Raw genomic sequence first — 17,881 nt, forward strand, 5'->3', positions numbered from 1 at the left:
GTCAGGCCTCGCTTCCGTTGTCGCCGCCGGTGGCCGCTGCGGCCCCGGCGAGTGTGCTGAGGGCGTCCACGATGCGGGGGGCGTCGCCGACCCGCTGGGCCCTGAGATAGGTGTCGACGACGAGGTCGTCGGATGCCGCATCGGCGTCGGTCGTCCCCGCCCGCCAGGCGACGGAGATGAGCCCCTCGGGCTCGACGCCGCGGTCGATCGCCCAGCTCGCGGTCGTCACCTCGACGAGCGCATCGGCGGGCAGGTAGACCGGCGCCTCGCCGGCCAGGTCGAGCAGCACGCCGTCCTCGCGCACCTCGATGCGTCCGGTGGCGCGAAACCCGAGCCCACGCGGGGCGAGTCGCTCGACCGGCCGCCGGTGAGGCGTGGTCGCCACGTGCAGGACGGGCGCCTCGAGCACGAGCGTGCCCGGCTCGGCCGGCTGCGGGTGGTCGACGATGCGGGCGTCGCGGCGGCGGCGCCCACGCCACGACAGCAGCATGAGCGCGACGGCAACGAGGACGACGAGCCCGACGACGATGGCGCCGATCGCGTAGTTATCCACGGGCACCTCCTGCGACCTCGTCGGCCGGACGCACCTCGCCATCGAGCACCGTCGGCACGCCGCGGTGGAACGTCGCCACCACGCGCCCCGGCAGGGTGCGACCGAGGTACGGCGAGTTGCGGCTGCGGCCCGCGAGCGAGCCGACGCCGAACTCGGCACGCACCTCCGGGTCGTAGAGCGCGAGCTCGGCGGGCGCGCCCGTCTCGAGCGCGTGCCCGTGGCCGGCCAGGCTGCCGATCCTCGCGGGAGCGGACGACATCACGCGCGCCACGTCCTCCCAGCCGAACCGGCCGGTCTCGACCATGGCCTCGTGCACGACCGACAGGGCGGACTCGAGCCCGACCATGCCGTTCGCCGCGGCATCCCACTCGCACTCCTTCGACTCGGCGGGGTGCGGGGCGTGGTCGGTCGCGACGATGTCGATCGTGCCGTCGGCCAGCGCGTCGCGCAGCGCCTCCACGTCCTCGGCGGTGCGCAGCGGCGGGTTGACCTTGTAGCGGGCGTCGTAGCTGGCGACCAGGTCGTCGGTGAGCAGCAGGTGGTGCGGGGTGACCTCGGCGGTGATGCGGATGCCCCGGGCCTTCGCCCAGCGGACGACCTCGACCGACCCCGCGGTGGAGAGGTGGCAGACGTGCAGGCGGCTGCCGACGTGCTCGGCGAGCAGCGCGTCGCGCGCGATGATCGCCTCCTCGGCGACCGCGGGCCAGCCGCGCAGGCCGAGCTCGCCGGACAGGGCGCCCTCGTTCATCTGCGCGCCCTCGGTCAGGCGCGGCTCCTGCGCGTGCTGCGCGATGACGCCGTCGAAGGCCTTGACGTACTCGAGCGCGCGTCGCATGAGCAGCGGGTCCCAGACGCACAGGCCGTCGTCGGAGAACACGCGCACCTTCGCTCGCGAGGCTGCCATCGCGCCGAGCTCGGCGAGCCGCTCCCCCGCGAGACCCACCGTCACGGCGCCGATGGGCTGCACGGTGACGTAGCCGGCGTCCTCGCCGAGGCGGAACTCCTGCTCGACCACGCCGGCGGTGTCGGCGACGGGCGAGGTGTTCGCCATCGGGAACACGGCCGTGTAGCCGCCCGCAGCGGCGGCCCGGCTGCCGGTCAGCACGGTCTCGCTCTGCTCGAACCCGGGCTCGCGCAGGTGCGTGTGCAGGTCGACGAGGCCGGGCAGGGCCAGCAGGCCGTCGGCGTCGATGACCGTCGCACCCGAGGCATCCGTCACCGAACCGGTCTCGGCGATGCGCCCGTCGTCGAGCAGCAGGTCGCCCCGCGTGCCGTCGACCAGGGTGGCGCCGCGGATGAGCGTGCGGGTCACGCGGCCACCTCCCGCTCACCGGACAGCAGCAGGTACAGGGCAGCCATTCTCACCGAAACTCCGTTCGCAACCTGTTCGAGCACCGTGGACTGGGCCGAGTCGGCGGCCGACGCCGCGATCTCGAAACCCCGGTTCATCGGCCCCGGATGCATGACCATGGTAGTCCGCGGCAGCCGTGCGAACCGGGCGTCGTCGAGCCCCCAGGTGCGGGAGTACTCGCGACTGTTGGGGAAGAACGCGGCGTGCATGCGCTCGGCCTGCACGCGCAGCATCATGACCGCGTCGGGGCCCGAGTCGATCGCCGCGTCGAGGTCGTAGCCGACCCGCGCGGGCCACGCCGAGACGTCGACCGGCAGCAGCGTCGGCGGGGCCACGAGCGTGACCTCGGCGCCCAGCGCGTCGAGCAGCCAGACGTTCGAGCGGGCCACGCGCGAGTGCAGCACGTCGCCGACGATCACGACGCGCGCGCCGTCGAGCCCGCGACCGCGCGAGGCATCGCCGTGCAGCCGGCGGCGCATGGTGAACGCGTCGAGCAGTGCCTGGGTCGGATGCTCGTGGGTGCCGTCGCCGGCGTTCACGACGCCCGCGTCGATCCAGCCGCTCGTCGCGAGGGTCTGGGGCGCGCCGGATGCCTGGTGGCGCACCACGACCGCATCGGCGCCGATCGCCTGCAGCGTCTGCGCCGTGTCCTTCAGGCTCTCGCCCTTGGAGACGCTCGAGCCCTTCGCGCTGAACGTGATGACGTCGGCCGAGAGGCGCTTGGCCGCGGCCTCGAACGAGACGCGGGTGCGCGTGGAGTCCTCGAAGAAGAGGTTCACGACGGTGCGGCCGCGCAGCGTCGGGAGCTTCCGCACCTCGCGCTGCTGCACGGCGGCCATGTCCTCGGCGATGTCGAGCAGCTCGATCGCCCGGTCACGGCCGAGGTCGCGCGTGGAGAGCAGGTGCCTCATCGCTCGCCCCCTCGATCGTGACGCCGTCTTCGCCATCGACCTCGCGTAGGAGCACGTTGATCCGCTCGCTCGCCGCGCTCGGCAGGTTCTTGCCGACGAAGTCGGCGCGGATCGGGAACTGGCGGTGCCCGCGGTCGACGAGCACGGCGAGCCGCACGGCGCGCGGACGCCCGAGGTCGGCGAGCGCGTCGAGCGCGGCGCGGATGGTGCGACCCGAGTAGAGCACGTCGTCGACGAGCACGACGGTGCGGTCGTCGATGCCCACCGGCACGTCGGTCGGCGCCGGCGTGCGGGTGCGCGTGTGCGACAGGTCGTCGCGGTACATGGTCACGTCGAGCGAGCCCGCGAGCGCCGCCGGAGCGTTCGGCTCGATGCGACGGATGATCTCGGCGATGCGGGCGGCGAGCATGACGCCGCGCGTGGGAATGCCGAGGATGACGAGATCGTCGACGCCCCGGTTGGACTCGAGGATCTCGTGGGCGATGCGCGTGAGCGCGCGTTCGATGTCGGCCTGCTGCAGCACGTGGCGCACAGCCATGCGGACTCCCTTCTCCGCCTCACGGGACGGACTTCAAAGGATGTCGGTTTCGTCGATCCTACCTGACGCCGCGCTCTGGCGGCGGCGGCCCGTGCCGTGCTCCAATGACCCATGGCAGACGTCATGATCGCGGTGATGCCCTTCGCGGGGCATGTCGCACCGCTGGCCGCGGTGGCCGAGGCCTTCGTCGAGGCGGGCCACGCCGTGCGCGTCTACACCGGCCGTGCGTACGCCGAGCGGTTCGCGGCCCTCGGCGCCGAGGTGGTGCCCTGGCAGTCCGCCCCGGACTTCGACGAACTCGACCTCGCCGCCACGTTCCCCGCGCTCCGCGGTCGCAAAGGTCCGCGCCAGCTGCTCGCGAACGTCGAGCACCTGTTCGTCGGCACCGGGGCGGCGCAGGGCGAGGACCTCGCCCGCGCGTTCGCGGCGCGCCCGTGGGACGTCATCGTGGCCGACGGGCTCAGCCTCGGCACGCACCTCGTGGCGGAACGCCTCGGCACCCCGTCGGTCACCGTGAGCATCGTCCCGCTCTCGATGCCGACCCCGGAGCTGCCCCCGCCGATCCTCCCGCTGCTCCCCGCGACCGGTCCGCTCGGGCGCCTCCGCGACCGCGTGCTCTTCGCGGCGCTGGAGACGTTCTCACGCGGCGTGCGGCGGGCGTACGACGCCCAGCGCGCGGCGTTCGGCCTGCCGCCGACCGACGCGCCGCTCGACGCAGCGTGGCACTCCCCGACCTGGTCTGCGCGTCCGGGGTGCCCGAACTCGAGTTCCCCCGCAGCTCGTGGCCCGTCCGCGTCGAGTTCGTGGGCGCCCTCGCGCCCACCGGGTCGATCCGGCCGGCACCGCCGGCGTGGTGGGCCGACCTGCGCGACGATCGGCCGATCGTGCACGTGACCCAGGGCACGCTCAACGTCGACCCGGACGACCTCATCCGGCCGACGTTCGCGGCCCTGGGGCGCCAACCGGTGTCGATCGTGGCCACGACGGGTCGGGCCGACGCGCCGGAGCTGCCGTTCCCCGCCCCGCCGAACGCGCATGTCGCGGGGCTGGTCGACTACGCGGCGCTGCTGCCGCGGCTCGACGCGATGATCACGAACGGCGGATGGGGCGGGGTGCTCGCCGCGCTCGCGCACGGCGTGCCGCTGATCGTCGCGGGCGGCGACATCGACAAGCCGGTGATCGCCGCACGCATCGGCTGGGCCGGTGCGGGCATCGACCTGCGCACCGGCACACCGAAGCCGCGGGCGATCCTGCGCGCCTGGCGACGGCTCTCCGCCGACCCCGGCTACCGGGAGCGCGCCGCGGCGATCGGTCGCGCCCTGCGCGCACACGACGGCCCACGCGAGGTCGTCGCGCACACGCTCGGGCTCATCGAGCACCGGCGTGCAGGCGGGCTCACTCGCCGGTGATGAAGGCGCGCACCTCGTCGGCGTCGAACGCGCCGGTGTAGACCGCGCCGTCGACGAGCAGCGTCGGCGTGCCCTCGATGCGCTCGATCTCGGCGCCCTCGATCGGGCCGTTCAGCGCGGCGTCGTTCACCGCCTGCACCCAGTCGACGTACGTGTTCGCGGCGATGCAGTCGGCCGCGCCCGGTGCACCCGCGTCCGCGGCGAGCGATGCGAGCGCGTCGTCGTCGAGCCCGGCGGCATCCGACGGCTGGTTCTCGAACACCGCGGCGACCATCGGCAGCAGCGCGTCGGGCTCGTCGGCGGCGACGCACGTCATCGCCGAACCGGCGCGCGACGAGTACGCCGTCTCGCTCGACCGGTCGAGGAAGTTCATGGGGTGGATCGCGTAGGTGATCGTGCCGTCGTCGACCAACTCGGCCAGCGTGTCGCCGGCCTCGGCCTCGAAGTCGGCGCAGTGCGGGCACGCCGGGTCGACCCAGGCCTCCACGCGGATGTCGCCGGTGCCGACGACGAGTGCGAGCTCGTCGAGGTGCGCCGCGCCGATCGTTCCGGTCGGGAGGTCGGTGGGCGTGGCATCCGTGCCCTGATCGGCGCAGCCGGCCAGCGCCAGCGCGAGCGCCGCGGCGCCGACGAGTGCTCCGACGCGACGGATCACGAGCGGTCCCCCGCCACGGCCGAGAGCAGCCCGTTCACGAAGCCCGCCGAGTCGTCGGTCGAGAGCACCGTGACCGACTCGACGGCCTCGGAGATCGCCACGCCGTCGGGCACCTCGTCGTTGTAGACGATCTCCCACACGCCGATGCGCAGCACGGCGCGGTCGATCGCGGGCATGCGCTCGAGGGTCCAGCCGCGGGAGTGCGACGTGATGAGCTCGTCGATCTCGGCGCGGTGGTCGATGACGCCGTCGACGATCTCGCGGGCGTACAGCCACGACGCCTGGCGCTCGGGCTCGCCGACCGCACGCTCCGCCTCGTCGGCGAGCACGCGCTCGACCGGCACCTCGCGGAGGTCCGCCGCGTAGAGCATGTCCAGCGCGCGCTTGCGCGCCTTCGTGCGGGCGCTCACTAGTCGTTCACGCGTCCGAGGTAGTCGCCGGTGCGGGTGTCGACCTTGACCTTGGTGCCGGTCTCGAGGAACAGCGGCACCTGGATCTCGTAGCCGGTCTCGAGCGTGGCGGGCTTGGTGCCGCCGGTGGAGCGGTCGCCCTGCAGGCCCGGCTCGGTGTAGGTGATCTCGAGCACGACGGATGCCGGCAGGTCGAGGTACAGCGGGTTGCCGTCGTGCATTGCGATGGTGACCGGCTGGTTCTCGAGCATGTAGTTCTTCGCGTCGCCGACGACCGTGTCGGTCACGTTGACCTGGTCGTAGTCGGTGGCGTCCATGAACACGAAGCTCTCGCCGTCGTTGTACAGGTACGTGTAGTCGCGGCGGTCGACGTTCTGGATGTCGACCTTCGCGCCGGCGTTGTAGGTGCGGTCGACGACCTTGCCGCTCACGACGTTCTTCAGCTTGGTGCGCACGAACGCGCCGCCCTTGCCGGGCTTGACGTGCTGGAACTCGATCACCGTCCAGAGCTGTCCGTCGATGCTCAGGACGACGCCGTTCTTGATGTCCGCAGTGCTCGCCATGTGTGATGTTCCGTTTCGATAGAGAAGTCCGCGGGCGCGCCGAATCGGCCGCGGCCCGCAGAGCAGTCTAGACGCCGGGGCGCGCAACGGCCCAATGCATCACCCGATCAGGCGGCCGATCTGGTCGATGGCGAGGCGGTACGAGTCGGGCCCGAACCCGGCGATCACGCCGGTCGCGATCTCGGAGACGACGCTGTAGCCACGGAACGCCTCACGCGTGTGCGGGTTCGACAGGTGCACCTCGATGAGCGGCAGGCCGGCCTTCGAGACCATCGCGGCCGCGTCGCGCATGCCGTAGCTGTAGTGCGTGAACGCGGCGGGGTTCAGCACCACGGGGCAGCCGCGGTCGACCGCCTCGTGCAGCCAGCCGATCAGCTCGCCCTCGTGGTCGGTCTGCCGCAGCTCGAGCGCGATGCCGGCGGGGGCGGATGCCTCGAGGCCGGCGCGGATGTCATCGAGCGTCGCCGACCCGTAGACCTCGGGCTCGCGCGTGCCGAGCCGGCCGAGGTTGGGTCCGTTCAGCACCAGCACCGTCGTCATGTTCGTCAGCCTATCGACGTGGCTCACGAACCGATCTCCTGGTACGCCGCGAACAGCAGCGACTGCTCGGGCGCCTGGAGCACGGTGGGCTTCGCGAGGTCGTCGAGGACGATGAAGCGCAGCATCGCGCCGCGGGCCTTCTTGTCGCGCTGCATGGTCGCGAGGAGCGTGTTCCAGCGGCCGACCGGGTAGGTGGTCGGCAGGTTCAGCAGGTCGAGCACCCGACGGTGCCGGTCGACGACGTCGTCGGAGAGGCGGCCGGCCAGCCGCGACAGCTCGGCGGCGAACATCATGCCCACCGCGACCGCCGCGCCGTGGCGCCACTGGTAACGCTCGGCGTGCTCGATGGCGTGACCGAGGGTGTGGCCGTAGTTGAGGATCTCCCGGAGGCCCTGCTCGGTGAAGTCCTCGCTGACGACCTCGGCCTTCATGGTGATCGCGAGCTCGACGACCCTGCGGAACTCCGGCGTCGCGGGATCGGTCGCCACCGCGGCATCCGCCTCGATGACGTCGAGGATCTCGGGGTAGCGGATGAATCCGGCCTTCACGATCTCGGCGAAGCCCGCGAGGATCTCGTTCTGCGAGAGCGTGTCGAGGTGGTCGAGGTCGCAGAGCACCGCGGACGGCGCGTAGAAGGCGCCGACGAGGTTCTTGCCCTCGGCGGTGTTGATGCCGGTCTTGCCGCCGACGGCCGCGTCGACCATGCCGAGCACGGTGGTCGGCACCTGCACGAGCCGCACGCCGCGCAGCCAGGTGGCCGCAACGAACCCGGCGAGGTCGGTCACCGCTCCCCCGCCGAACCCGATCACCGCGTCGCTGCGGGTGAAGTCGGCCTGGCCCATGACCTGCCAGCAGAACGCCGCGACCTCGACACGCTTGCCCGCCTCGGCATCGGGCACCTCGGCGAGCAGCACCTCGTACCGCCCGAGCAGCGCCTCGCGCAGTGCCGCCGCCTTCGCACCGAGGGTGGGCGGATGCACCATGAGCACCTTCGACACCCCGCCGCCCAGCGCCTCGGCCACGCCGTCGGCGGTGATGCCGCGGCCCACCCGCACGTCGTAGCCGTCGTCGGCCCCGCCGACCCGGATCGTCGTCGTCTCGTCGGTCACGCGTCGTTCCTCCACCAGTCGCAGATCAGGTCGGCCAGTTGGGCGGCCGTGCCCTGGTTCGTGTCGACGACCAGATCGGCCAGCGCGTCGTAGACCGGCTTCCGCTCGGCCGCGATGCGCGTCCAGGTCTCGATGCCGCCGCCGTCGAGCAACGGTCGGCGGGCACCCGCCGCGCCGAGTCGGGCCGCCACCGTGCGGGCGTCGACGTGGAGCAGCACGACGGATGCCCCGGCCAGGTCGCCCTGCGTCTCGAGGTCGAGCACCGCGCCGCCGCCGAGCGAGACGACCGCGCGCTCGCGCAGGGCCGCCGCCACCGCGGCACGCTCCTTCGCCCGGAACGCCGCCTCACCCTCGGACGCGAAGATCTCGTGGATCGGCCCGTGCGCGGCGACGACGTCGGCGTCGGTGTCGATGAAGGGCAGCTCGAGGCGCGCGGCGACGCGGCGGCCCAGCTTGGTCTTGCCGGAGCCCATCGGGCCGATGAGCACGAGCGGGAGCGGCCGCTCAGGCATCCGCGTCGACGGTCGCGGCGGATGCCACGCGGGTCGCGAGCCGCTCGGGGATCGCGTCGAGGTAGCCGCGCAGGTTGCGCGCGGTCTCGACGACCGAGTCGCCGCCGAACTTCTCGAGCACGGCGTTCGCGAGGGTGAGCGCGACCATGGCCTCCGCCACCACGCCCGAGGCGGGCACGGCGCACACGTCGGAGCGCTGGTGGTGCGCGGTGGCGGCCTCGCCGGAGGCGACGTCGACGGTGCGGAGCGCCCGCGGCACGGTGGCGATGGGCTTCATGCCGGCGCGCACGCGCAGCACGGTGCCGGTCGACATGCCGCCCTCGGTGCCGCCCGCGCGGTCGCTCACGCGCGAGATGAGCCCGTCGTCGAGGTCGAGCTCGTCGTGCGCCTCCGACCCGCGCCGGGTCGTGGTGAGGAAGCCGTCGCCGACCTCGACCCCCTTGATCGCCTGGATGCCCATGAGCGCCGCGGCGAGCTGCGAGTCGAGCCGGCGATCCCAGTGCACGTGCGAGCCGAGCCCGGGCGGCACGCCGTAGGCGAGCACCTCCACCACGCCGCCGAGGGTGTCGCCCTCCTTGTGCGCGAGGTCGACCTCGGCGACCATGCGCTCGGAGGTCTCGGCGTCGAAGCAGCGCAGCGGGTCGGCGTCGAGCTCGTCGACGTCGCCGGGCTGGGGCAGCGGGCGCCCCTCCGGCACGCGCACCGGGCCGATGGCGATGGTGTGCGCGACCAGCTCGATGCCGAGCTCCGACAGGAACGACCGTGCCACGGCGCCCAGGGCGACGCGCGCCGCGGTCTCGCGGGCGCTCGCCCGCTCGAGCACGGGTCGGGCCTCGTCGAACCCGTACTTCTGCATGCCGACGAGGTCGGCGTGGCCCGGGCGTGGGCGGGTGAGCGGCGCGCCGCGCCCGCGCGAGAGCTTCTCGGGGTCGACGGGCTCGGGGCTCATGACCTCGGTCCACTTCGGCCACTCGGTGTTGCCGATCCGCAGGGCGATCGGGCTGCCGAGGCTCTGCCCGTGGCGCACGCCGCCCGAGATCGCGAGCTCGTCCTGTTCGAACTTCATGCGCGCGCCCCGGCCGTAGCCGAGCTTGCGGCGGGCGAGGTCGGAGCGGATGTCGTCGAGGAGCACCGGCACCCCTGCCGGGAGGCCTTCGAGGACGGCGACGAGTTCGGGGCCGTGCGATTCCCCCGCGGTGAGCCAACGAAGCATGGGGACTATCCTCCCATGTCGCCGAGCGCATGACGCATCGCGTGCAGGACGGCATCCTCGTCGGGCAGCACCGCGTCGGGGTCGCCCAGCGCGAAGATGCGCACCTGCACGATCGCCTGGTGCAACAGCATCGGCAGTCCGGAGATCACCGGCCGCGCGGCAACCGACCACAGCGTCGAGGTGGCCGTGGGCCACGGGGCGTAGACCACGTCGAACAGCGTCGATCCGGCCACGATCGCGTCGGCGACCTGGACGCCGGGCGCGGCCCCGCCGGGCAGCGAGCTCACGACGAGTGGAACCGCACCGGCTGCGGCGAGGTCGGCGATGGGCAGCGGATGCACCGTCACGTCCAGTTGCTCGCCGAGCGCGATCAGGCCGGCCGCCTTCGCCGGCGTGCGCGCGTAGACGTCCACCCGATCGGCACCGAGCTCGGCGAGGGCGACGAGCGCCGACGTCGCAGTCGCTCCCGCGCCGATGAGCGCGGCCCGCCCCACGTCGTCGACGCCGCGCTCGCGCAGCGCTCGCACGATGCCCGCGACATCCGTGTTGAACCCCAGCCGGCGCCCGTCGTCGGCGCACAGCACCGTGTTCACGGCATTGGTGAGCCGCGCGACGCGGTCGATCTCGTCGAGCGCGGGAATGACGTCGCGCTTCAGCGGCATCGTGAGCGAGAGGCCCCGCCACGGCTCGCGCAGCGCGTGCACGAACGGCGCGATGCCGTCCCCGGTCATCTCGATGACCTCGTACGTCCAGTCCAGGCCGAGCGTCTCGTAGGCGGCCCGGTGCAGCACGGGGCTCTTCGAGTGCACGATCGGCGACCCGAGCACCGCGAGCCGCCGGCCTCGGAGCAGCTCAGCCACCGTACTCGGGGTGGTCGGCGAGCCAGGCGAGGTAGTCCTGCACGGCGGCCTCGTGCTCGGCGAGCGTCGTGCTGAACACGGTCTCGCCCGTGTCGAGGTTGACGGTCACGAAGTACACCCAGGTGCCGTCGGCAGGGTTGAGCGCCGCGTCGATGCCGAGGTCGCCAGGGTTGCCGATCGGGCCCGGCGGCAGGCCCGGGTGCACGTACGAGTTGTACGGGTTCGAGGCGTCGGCGCGCTCGGCGTCGGTGGTGGTGATCACGCCGTCCTCGCCGATGCCGTAATGCACCGTGGAGTCGAACTGGAGCAGCCCGTTCGTCGGCGACGCGTCGGAGAGGCGGTTCTGGATGACCCGCGACACCTTGTAGTAGTCCTCGCGCAGGCCGGCCTCGCGCTCGAGCATGGAGGCGATGATGATCGTCTCCCAGCGATCCTCCTCGGGCACGCCCGCCTCGTCGAGCGCCTGGAACTGGCGGTCCACGAGCGTGCGGATCACCTCGTCGGCCGTCGCGTCGGGCCCGAAGGTGTACGTCGCCGGGAAGAGGAAGCCCTCGACGGTGGTCGCCTCCGACGGCAGGCCGAGCGCGGCGGGGTCGGCTGCGGCGGCCTGGAGTTCGTCGACGGGGATGCCCGTGCCCTGCGAGGCGGCGGCGAGGGCGTTCTCCGCCCACATCCCCTCGGTGATGACGAAGGTGTTCTCGAGCCGGTTGCCCTCGTCGAGCAGCGCGTCGAGCGCGGACTGCGCGCTCATCTCGCTCGCGAGCTGGTAGGCGCCGGGGAAGAACGTGGGGTTCTGCTCGAGGATCAGGTCGTAGAAGGCGTCGAACGAGGCCGTCACGCCCTGGTCGTGCAGGTTGCGCGCGATGTCCTCGCCGGTGTCGCCGTCCTCGATCATGAAGACCAGTTCGCCGGTGCCGCTGCCCGAGTAGTCGGGGGCGGGCTCGAACCGCTCCATGAACGCCGCGAGCGGCGCCTGCACGGCGAAGTACCCGCCGACCAGCACGCCGACGATCACGAGCAGCACGATGAGGCAGCCCCAGCCGCCGCGCCTGCGCGGCGCGGTCTCGTGGTCGTCGCCGAACTCGAGCGGACCGGGCTCCTCGGTGACGGTGCGTCGCGACGCGGTGCGCGGCTCGGCCGCCGACTGCTCGCGGGCCGCGCGGCGCGAGTTCGCCGCCTTCCGGCTGCGCGCGGCCGCCGCCGCGGCCTCCGCCTCGCGCATCTCCCGGCGCGTCATCGGCGCTCCCTCGGACGCCTGCGCGGGCGGCGGCGCCTGCCGGGCGTCGTCGCGACCCGCCCCCGAGCCGGACTGCCCGGTGAGCACGTGGTCCCAGTCGAGCCCGTCGTCGTGCTGCGACCGGCCGCGACGGCCATCGCTCGGCGGGGGGAATGACACGGGTTCAGCGTCCTTCGTTCGGGTCGACGATCGTTCCGGGCGGGGTGGGTGCACTCCGCTCGGCGTCGAGGGCATGTTGCAGAATGATAACGGCCGCGACCTGATCGACGACCGGACGGTGCTGCTTCGTGCGCTTCCCGGCGCTGCGCAGCGCCGAGTGGGCGGAGACCGTCGAGAGACGCTCGTCGACGAGGCGCACGGGGGCGGCGGATGCCTCGGCCAACCGCCCCGCGAACGCCACCGCGTCGTCGGTCGACGCCGTCGCCCGGCCCGACATCGACAGGGGTGCCCGACGACGATCTCGATCGCCTCGAGCTCGTCCGCGAGCGCGACGATGCGGCGCACGTCGGCGCCGCCCTCGTCGTCGCGCGCCACGGTCTCGACCGGCGTCGCCAGCATGGCGTGCGGGTCGCAGCGTGCCACGCCCACTCGCGCCCTGCCGACGTCGACGCCGAGCCGCACTCCGGGGCGCAGGGTCACGCCATCGCCCGGCGCACGGCCTCGAGCGCCGCGGGGATGGCCGAGGCGTCCTGGCCGCCGCCCTGCGCGAGGTCGTCCTTGCCGCCGCCGCCACCGCCGAGCACGCCGGCCATCTGCTTGGCGAGCGCGCCCGCCTTGTGGCCCTGCTCACGTGCCGCGGGATTCGTGGCGACGATCGCCACCGGGCGGGACTTCACGACCGCGGTGAGCGCCACGACCGCGGCATCCGTGCCGAGCCTCTCGCGCACGCCCGTCGCGAGCATGCGCAGGTCGTCGCCCGAGCCGAGCTCGCCGAGGTCCTCCGCGACGAGGCGGGTCTCCCCCACGCGCGCGACCTTCTCGGCGATCGACGGGATGCGGTCGCCGAGCGCCCGCGCCTCGTACTGCGCGATGCGCTTCTCCGCGGTCTTGAGCGACTGCACGAGCTCGTCCACCCGTGCGACCAGCTGGTCCTGCGGAGTCTTGAGGTTGCTCGTGAGCTCGGAGACGAGCGCGCGCTCGGCCGCGAACCGGCGGAACGCGTCGATGCCGACGAGCGACTCGACGCGTCGGTTCGTGGAACCGACCGACGACTCGCCGATCAGGTTGATCATTCCGATCTCGGCGCTGGTGCGCACGTGCGTGCCGGCGCAGAGCTCGCGCGACCACGGGCCGCCGATGTCGACGACGCGCACGGTGTCGCCGTACTTCTCGCCGAACAGCGCCATCGCGCCGAGCTCCTTGGCCTCGGCGAGCGGCATCTCGCGCGTGACGACCTCGAGGTTGTCGCGCACGGCGTTGTTCGAGATCTCCTCGATCTCGCTGCGCGTCTCGGGCGAGAGCGCACTGTTCCAGCCGAAGTCGAGGCGCAGGTAGCCCGCCTTGTTGAACGAGCCCGACTGGTGCGCATTGGGTCCGAGCACCTGTCGGAGCGCCGCGTGGATGATGTGCGTGCCCGAGTGCGCCTGCGTCGCGCCGCGACGGTACGACTCGTCGACCAGCGTGGTCGCACGGTCTCCCGCCGCGACCTGGCCGCTGACGACCTCCACGGTGTGGCTGATGAGGCCCTTCACGGGCTTCTGCACGTCGAGCACCTTCAGCTCGAAGCCGTCCCCGACGATCAGTCCCTGGTCGGCGGCCTGTCCGCCGGACTCGGCGTAGAGCGACGTCTCCGCGAGCACGACCTCCGCGGTCTGCCCGGCGGACGCGACCGGCACCGGCCGACCGTCCACGAGCAGGCCGAGCACCGACGACTCGGTCGTCAGGTCGGTGTAGCCCGTGAACACGGTCTCGCCCTTGGCGCGCAGGTCGGCGTACACCGACAGGTCGGCCAGGGCCTTCTTCTTCGACTTCGCATCGGCCTTGGCGCGCGAGCGCTGCTCGGCCATCAGCGTGTCGAAGGCGTCCCGGTCGACCGAGAGGCCTGCCTCGTCCGCCATCTCGAGCGTGAGCTCGATCGGGAAGCCGTACGTGTCGTGCAGCAGGAAGGCCGTGTCGCCCGGCAGCGCCGTGCTCCCCGCCTCCTTGGTCGACCCGACCGCGAGGTCGAGGATCGACGTGCCCGCCGAGAGCGTGCGCAGGAACGTCTCCTCCTCGCCGAGGGCGAGCTGCGAGATCTGCCCGTAGTCGTGCTCGACCTCGGGGTACGCGGCCTTCATGGCGTCGCGCGACGCGCCGAACAGCGTGCCGAACGTCGGCGCATCGACGCCGAGCAGGCGCATCGCGCGGATCGAACGCCGCAGCAGGCGTCGCAGGATGTAGCCGCGACCCTCGTTCGACGGCGCGACGCCGTCGCTCATGAGCATGAGGGACGAGCGCACGTGGTCGGCGATCACGCGCATGCGCACGTCGTCCTCGTGGTCGGCGCCGTAGCGCCGGCCCGACAGCTCCGCCGCGGCGTCGAGCACCGGGCGCACCTGGTCGATCTCGTACATGTTGTCGACGCCCTGCTTGAGGAACGCGACGCGCTCGAGGCCCATGCCCGTGTCGATGTTCTTCTTCGGCAGCTCGCCGACGATGCGGAAGTCGGTCTTCGACCGCACGTCCTCGATGAGGTACTGCATGAAGACGAGGTTCCAGATCTCCACGTACCGGTCGTCGTCGGTGGCCGGGCCGCCGTCGACGCCGTACGCGGGTCCGCGGTCGAAGAAGATCTCCGAGCACGGACCCGCCGGGCCGGGCTGGCCGGTGGACCAGTAGTTCGTGTCCTTGTCGAGGCGCTGGATGCGGTCGTCGGGCAGCCCGGCGATCCGCTTCCAGAGCTCGATGGCCTCGTCGTCGTCCTTGTAGACCGTGACCCACAGGTCGCGCTCGTCGAACCCGTAGCCGCCGTCGGACTCCGATGCGGTCAGCAGCTCCCAGGCGTACCCGATCGCGCCTTCCTTGAAGTAGTCGCCGAACGAGAAGTTGCCGTTCATCTGGAAGAAGGTGCCGTGGCGCGGCGTGCGCCCGACCTCCTCGATGTCGTTCGTGCGGATGCACTTCTGCACGCTCGTGGCCCGCGGGTACGGTGCCGGCACGACGCCGGTCAGGTACGGGACGAACGGCACCATGCCGGCGACCGTGAACATCAGGGTCGGATCGTCGCTCACCAGGGAGGCGGAGGGGACGACGGTGTGGCCGCGCTGGGCGAAGAAGTCCAGCCAGCGCTGGCGGATGTCGGCAGTCTGCATGGTTCCGTTCAGGGGTGTGCGTCACCCGCTCGCGCGGGCGTGATGGTGCGGCGGCGCTCGCCTAGGACTTGGCGTCCTTCGCGGCCTCGGCGACATCCTCGGCCGCATCCGCGACCTGCTCGGCGACGTCGTCCGCGGCGTCCTTGGCGTTCGACATGACGTCGTCGACCATCGCGCGCAGCTCGGACTCGCGAGCGTGGTATCCGTCCGCGACGGCCTTGCCGAACTCCTTCGCCCGTGCATCGACGGTGGCGAAGAACTCCTGGCCCTGCTGGGTCTTGTTGACCTGGTGCGCGGCGACGAAGCCGGCCGCGACGCCGACGGTGAACCAGAGGATGCTCTTCATAGTGTCTCCTTCACTGCTGCTCGTGTGCCTGCGACGCGGCGCGCCGACGACCAGTCTAGTGGCGTCGATCCGCGTGCCGACCGGGTTGCACACCCGCGTTCGATGGGTTACGGAGACGACGAAGGGGGCCGTGGCGCAGGCCACGACCCCTTCGGGAGACGCGTCGGTCAGCGAGCCGCGTAGTACTCGACGACCAGCTGAACCTCGCAGGTCACGGGGACCTCGGCGCGCTTCGGGCGACGCACGAGCTTCGCCTGCAGCTTGTCGAGCTCGACCTCGAGGTAGCCCGGGGTCTTGGGGAGCACGTCGACGTGACCGCCGGCGGCCGCGACCTGGAAGGGCTCGGTGCCCTCGGAGCGGGTCTTGACGCCGATGGTCTGGCCCGGCTTCACGCGGAACGAGGGGCGGTCGACGAGCTTGCCGTCGACGAGGATGTGGCGGTGCACGACGAACTGGCGGGCCTGCGCCATGGTGCGGGCGAAGCCGGCGCGCAGCACGAGTGCGTCGAGGCGCATCTCGAGGAGCTCGACGAGGTTCTCACCGGTGGCGCCCTCGGTGCGCTTCGCCTCGTTGTAGGCGATGCGGAGCTGCTTCTCGCGGATGCCGTACTGGGCCCGGAGGCGCTGCTTCTCGCGGAGGCGGATGGCGTAGTCGGAGTCGGCCTTGCGCTTGGTGCGGCCGTGCTCGCCCGGTGCGTAGGGGCGCTTCTCCATGTGGCGCGCGGCCTTGGGGGTCAGCGGGATGCCGAGGGCGCGCGAGAGGCGGGTCTTGCTGCGGGTGCGTGACGTGGTGGACACGGGTTCCTTTCGGAGGGATGCTCGTACGTGTTGGACTCCCGGGCGCGACGCACGGGAGGGAAGTATGAGGGATTCGCCTGGGGGCGACCGGCTACAGGTCGCATCCGTTCGCCGTGGATCTCCGCGCAGCCGCTCGCTGAGACCTGGCTTCAGGCCGCATCGATGGTAGCACGAAGCGGATGCCCCGCCTGCACCGGGCCCGTCATCCCCGGACGATCTTCAGCAGGCGCTCGAGGCGCGCGGCGATCTCGCGCTCGTTGCCGTGGTCGCCGGGCACGTAGTAGCGGGCGCGCTCGAGCCCCTCGGGCAGGTAGTCCTGGCGCACGACGCCGGCCTGCTCGTCGTGCGGGTACCGGTACCCCTTCCCGTGGCCGAGGCGCTTCGCTCCCGGATAGTGCGCGTCGCGCAGGTGCTTCGGCACCGGGCCGGCGTGCCCGGCGCGCACGTCGGCGATCGCCCGGTCGATGCCGAGGTAGGCCGCGTTCGACTTCGGCGCGGTGGCCAGGTGCACGACCGCCTGCGCCAGCGGGATGCGCCCCTCGGGCATGCCGATGTACTGCACGGCGTCGGCTGCGGCGACCGCGACCTGGAGCGCCTGCGGGTCGGCCATGCCGATGTCCTCCGAGGCGAGCACGATGATCCGCCGTGCGATGAAGCGCGGGTCCTCCCCCGCCTCGATCATGCGCGCGAGGTAGTGCAGCGCGGCGTCGACGTCGGACCCGCGCACCGACTTGATGAACGCGCTGATCACGTCGTAGTGCTCGTCGCCGTTGCGGTCGTAGCGCAGCAGCGCGCGGTCGACGGCGCGTGCAACGAGTTCGGCGGTGATGACCGGTCGGGCCTCCGGGGCGTCCTCGTCGGGGCCGGTCGACTCGGGGGCATCCGTCTCGCCCTCGTCCTCGTCTTCGTCGTCGTCATCGGCGACGGATGCCTCCGCCGCGCGCTCGCTCGCAGCCGTGACAGATGCGGCCTCGAGCGCCGTCAGTGCGCGTCTGGCGTCGCCCGACGCGAGACGGATGAGCGCAGCGCGCGCCTCGGGGTCGAGCACGATGCGGTCGGCGAGCCCGCGCGGGTCGACCACCGCGCGGTCGACGAGCACGCCGAGGTCGTCGTCGTCGAGCGGCTCGAGGGTCAGCAGCAGCGAGCGCGACAGCAGCGGGGAGACCACGGAGAACGACGGATTCTCGGTGGTCGCCGCCACCAGGATGACCCAGCCGTTCTCGACCCCCGGCAGCAGCGCGTCCTGCTGCGCCTTCGTGAAGCGGTGGATCTCGTCGAGGAAGAGCACGGTCGAGACGCCGTACAGGTCGCGGCTGGAGCGCGCCTCCTCCATCACCTGCCGCACGTCCTTCACGCCCGCCGACACGGCGGAGAGCTCCACGAACCGCCGGCCCGAGGAGCGCGCGATCGCCTGGGCGAGCGTCGTCTTGCCGGTGCCGGGCGGGCCCCACAGGATGACCGACACCGATCCCGATCGCCCGGAGGCGTCGTCCGCGAGCGCGACGAGCGGCGAACCGGGGTCAGCAGGTGCCGCTGGCCGGCGACCTCGTCGAGGCTCGTCGGACGCATGCGCACGGCGAGGGGCGT

The 17,881-nt window shown here is 72.4% G+C and carries 19 protein-coding genes and 1 pseudogene; 2 read left to right on the forward strand and 18 right to left on the reverse strand.

The genetic code is table 11. The annotated features are described in order from the left end of the window. Position 1: 1 nt before the first annotated feature. Genes QUE38_RS17105 through pyrR form a run of 4 tightly spaced genes read right to left on the reverse strand, consistent with a single transcriptional unit; the run spans position 2 to position 3,353 of the window. The gene (locus tag QUE38_RS17105; protein WP_286309527.1) at positions 2 to 553 is read right to left on the reverse strand and encodes a PH-like domain-containing protein; all 552 of its coding nucleotides are present in this window, start codon (positions 551 to 553) and stop codon (positions 2 to 4) included. Continuing rightward, on the reverse strand, positions 546 to 1,865 hold the full coding sequence (locus QUE38_RS17110) for a dihydroorotase (RefSeq protein ID WP_286309528.1): 1,320 nt from the start codon (positions 1,863 to 1,865) through the stop codon (positions 546 to 548). The genes QUE38_RS17105 and QUE38_RS17110 overlap by 8 nt, the downstream gene beginning before the upstream one ends. Beyond that, a complete protein-coding gene (locus tag QUE38_RS17115) occupies positions 1,862 to 2,815 on the reverse strand; it encodes an aspartate carbamoyltransferase catalytic subunit (protein ID WP_286309530.1) in 954 nt (317 codons plus the stop codon). The genes QUE38_RS17110 and QUE38_RS17115 overlap by 4 nt, the downstream gene beginning before the upstream one ends. Continuing rightward, entirely contained in the window at positions 2,778 to 3,353 is a 576-nt protein-coding gene (gene pyrR, locus QUE38_RS17120) for a bifunctional pyr operon transcriptional regulator/uracil phosphoribosyltransferase PyrR (RefSeq protein ID WP_286309531.1), read from the reverse strand. The genes QUE38_RS17115 and pyrR overlap by 38 nt, the downstream gene beginning before the upstream one ends. Before the next feature lie 111 nt (positions 3,354 to 3,464). Between pyrR and QUE38_RS17125 the strand changes: the two genes are divergently transcribed. After that, positions 3,465 to 4,247, forward strand: a complete 783-nt coding sequence (locus QUE38_RS17125) for a glycosyltransferase family protein (protein ID WP_286309533.1) — start codon at positions 3,465 to 3,467, stop codon at positions 4,245 to 4,247. Further along, positions 4,238 to 4,762, forward strand: coding sequence for a glycosyltransferase (locus QUE38_RS17130; RefSeq protein WP_286309535.1), 525 nt, complete (start codon positions 4,238 to 4,240; stop codon positions 4,760 to 4,762). The genes QUE38_RS17125 and QUE38_RS17130 overlap by 10 nt, the downstream gene beginning before the upstream one ends. Here QUE38_RS17130 and QUE38_RS17135 read toward each other — a convergent pair. The 14 genes and pseudogenes from QUE38_RS17135 to QUE38_RS17200 form a co-directional block, all read right to left on the reverse strand. Beyond that, entirely contained in the window at positions 4,749 to 5,417 is a 669-nt protein-coding gene (locus tag QUE38_RS17135; RefSeq protein ID WP_286309536.1) for a DsbA family protein, read from the reverse strand. The two genes, QUE38_RS17130 and QUE38_RS17135, sit on opposite strands and share 14 nt — an antisense overlap. Beyond that, positions 5,414 to 5,827 carry a transcription antitermination factor NusB gene (nusB, locus tag QUE38_RS17140; protein ID WP_286309538.1) on the reverse strand — a complete coding sequence of 138 codons (414 nt, stop codon included), beginning with the start codon at positions 5,825 to 5,827 and terminating at the stop codon, positions 5,414 to 5,416. The genes QUE38_RS17135 and nusB overlap by 4 nt, the downstream gene beginning before the upstream one ends. Continuing rightward, a complete protein-coding gene (gene efp / locus QUE38_RS17145) occupies positions 5,827 to 6,390 on the reverse strand; it encodes an elongation factor P (RefSeq protein ID WP_286309539.1) in 564 nt (187 codons plus the stop codon). Before efp ends, nusB begins: the two co-directional genes overlap by 1 nt. Before the next feature lie 99 nt (positions 6,391 to 6,489). Then, a complete protein-coding gene (locus QUE38_RS17150; protein WP_286309541.1) occupies positions 6,490 to 6,930 on the reverse strand; it encodes a type II 3-dehydroquinate dehydratase in 441 nt (146 codons plus the stop codon). Positions 6,931 to 6,953: 23 nt separating this feature from the next. Further along, entirely contained in the window at positions 6,954 to 8,039 is a 1,086-nt protein-coding gene (gene aroB / locus QUE38_RS17155; protein ID WP_286309542.1) for a 3-dehydroquinate synthase, read from the reverse strand. Further along, positions 8,036 to 8,551 (reverse strand): shikimate kinase, encoded by a 516-nt coding sequence (locus tag QUE38_RS17160; protein ID WP_286309543.1) that lies wholly within the window; start codon positions 8,549 to 8,551, stop codon positions 8,036 to 8,038. The genes aroB and QUE38_RS17160 overlap by 4 nt, the downstream gene beginning before the upstream one ends. Then, positions 8,544 to 9,764, reverse strand: coding sequence for a chorismate synthase (gene aroC, locus QUE38_RS17165; protein WP_286309544.1), 1,221 nt, complete (start codon positions 9,762 to 9,764; stop codon positions 8,544 to 8,546). The genes QUE38_RS17160 and aroC overlap by 8 nt, the downstream gene beginning before the upstream one ends. A 5-nt stretch (positions 9,765 to 9,769) precedes the next feature. Beyond that, a complete protein-coding gene (locus QUE38_RS17170) occupies positions 9,770 to 10,624 on the reverse strand; it encodes a shikimate dehydrogenase (RefSeq protein ID WP_286309545.1) in 855 nt (284 codons plus the stop codon). Continuing rightward, positions 10,617 to 12,020, reverse strand: coding sequence for an endolytic transglycosylase MltG (gene mltG / locus QUE38_RS17175; RefSeq protein ID WP_286309546.1), 1,404 nt, complete (start codon positions 12,018 to 12,020; stop codon positions 10,617 to 10,619). The genes QUE38_RS17170 and mltG overlap by 8 nt, the downstream gene beginning before the upstream one ends. Positions 12,021 to 12,024: 4 nt before the next feature. Next, positions 12,025 to 12,494, reverse strand: a pseudogene (ruvX, locus tag QUE38_RS17180) (Holliday junction resolvase RuvX). Positions 12,495 to 12,496: 2 nt separating this feature from the next. Next, the gene (alaS, locus tag QUE38_RS17185; RefSeq protein WP_286309547.1) at positions 12,497 to 15,151 is read right to left on the reverse strand and encodes an alanine--tRNA ligase; all 2,655 of its coding nucleotides are present in this window, start codon (positions 15,149 to 15,151) and stop codon (positions 12,497 to 12,499) included. A 61-nt stretch (positions 15,152 to 15,212) separates the two neighbouring features. Next, the gene (locus QUE38_RS17190) at positions 15,213 to 15,497 is read right to left on the reverse strand and encodes a hypothetical protein (RefSeq protein WP_286309548.1); all 285 of its coding nucleotides are present in this window, start codon (positions 15,495 to 15,497) and stop codon (positions 15,213 to 15,215) included. Between the two features lie 167 nt (positions 15,498 to 15,664). Next, complete coding sequence (gene rpsD, locus QUE38_RS17195; RefSeq protein ID WP_281886458.1) at positions 15,665 to 16,294, reverse strand: 30S ribosomal protein S4; 630 nt, start codon at positions 16,292 to 16,294, stop codon at positions 15,665 to 15,667. Positions 16,295 to 16,496: 202 nt separating this feature from the next. Next, positions 16,497 to 17,759 (reverse strand): replication-associated recombination protein A, encoded by a 1,263-nt coding sequence (locus tag QUE38_RS17200; RefSeq protein WP_433996927.1) that lies wholly within the window; start codon positions 17,757 to 17,759, stop codon positions 16,497 to 16,499. Positions 17,760 to 17,881 lie beyond the last annotated feature (122 nt).

The sequence above is a fragment of the Agromyces mangrovi genome (genome assembly GCF_030296695.1).
Taxonomy (GTDB): domain Bacteria; phylum Actinomycetota; class Actinomycetes; order Actinomycetales; family Microbacteriaceae; genus Agromyces; species Agromyces mangrovi.

Coding starts and splice junctions, on each gene's coding strand:
- QUE38_RS17115 (WP_286309530.1), bottom strand. CDS start 2,815: ATGAGGCACCTGCTCTCCACGCGCGACCTCGGCCGTGACCGGGCGATC.
- pyrR (WP_286309531.1), bottom strand. CDS start 3,353: ATGGCTGTGCGCCACGTGCTGCAGCAGGCCGACATCGAACGCGCGCTC.
- QUE38_RS17125 (WP_286309533.1), top strand. CDS start 3,465: ATGGCAGACGTCATGATCGCGGTGATGCCCTTCGCGGGGCATGTCGCA.
- efp (WP_286309539.1), bottom strand. CDS start 6,390: ATGGCGAGCACTGCGGACATCAAGAACGGCGTCGTCCTGAGCATCGAC.
- QUE38_RS17150 (WP_286309541.1), bottom strand. CDS start 6,930: ATGACGACGGTGCTGGTGCTGAACGGACCCAACCTCGGCCGGCTCGGC.
- QUE38_RS17160 (WP_286309543.1), bottom strand. CDS start 8,551: ATGCCTGAGCGGCCGCTCCCGCTCGTGCTCATCGGCCCGATGGGCTCC.
- aroC (WP_286309544.1), bottom strand. CDS start 9,764: ATGCTTCGTTGGCTCACCGCGGGGGAATCGCACGGCCCCGAACTCGTC.
- alaS (WP_286309547.1), bottom strand. CDS start 15,151: ATGCAGACTGCCGACATCCGCCAGCGCTGGCTGGACTTCTTCGCCCAG.
- QUE38_RS17190 (WP_286309548.1), bottom strand. CDS start 15,497: ATGAAGAGCATCCTCTGGTTCACCGTCGGCGTCGCGGCCGGCTTCGTC.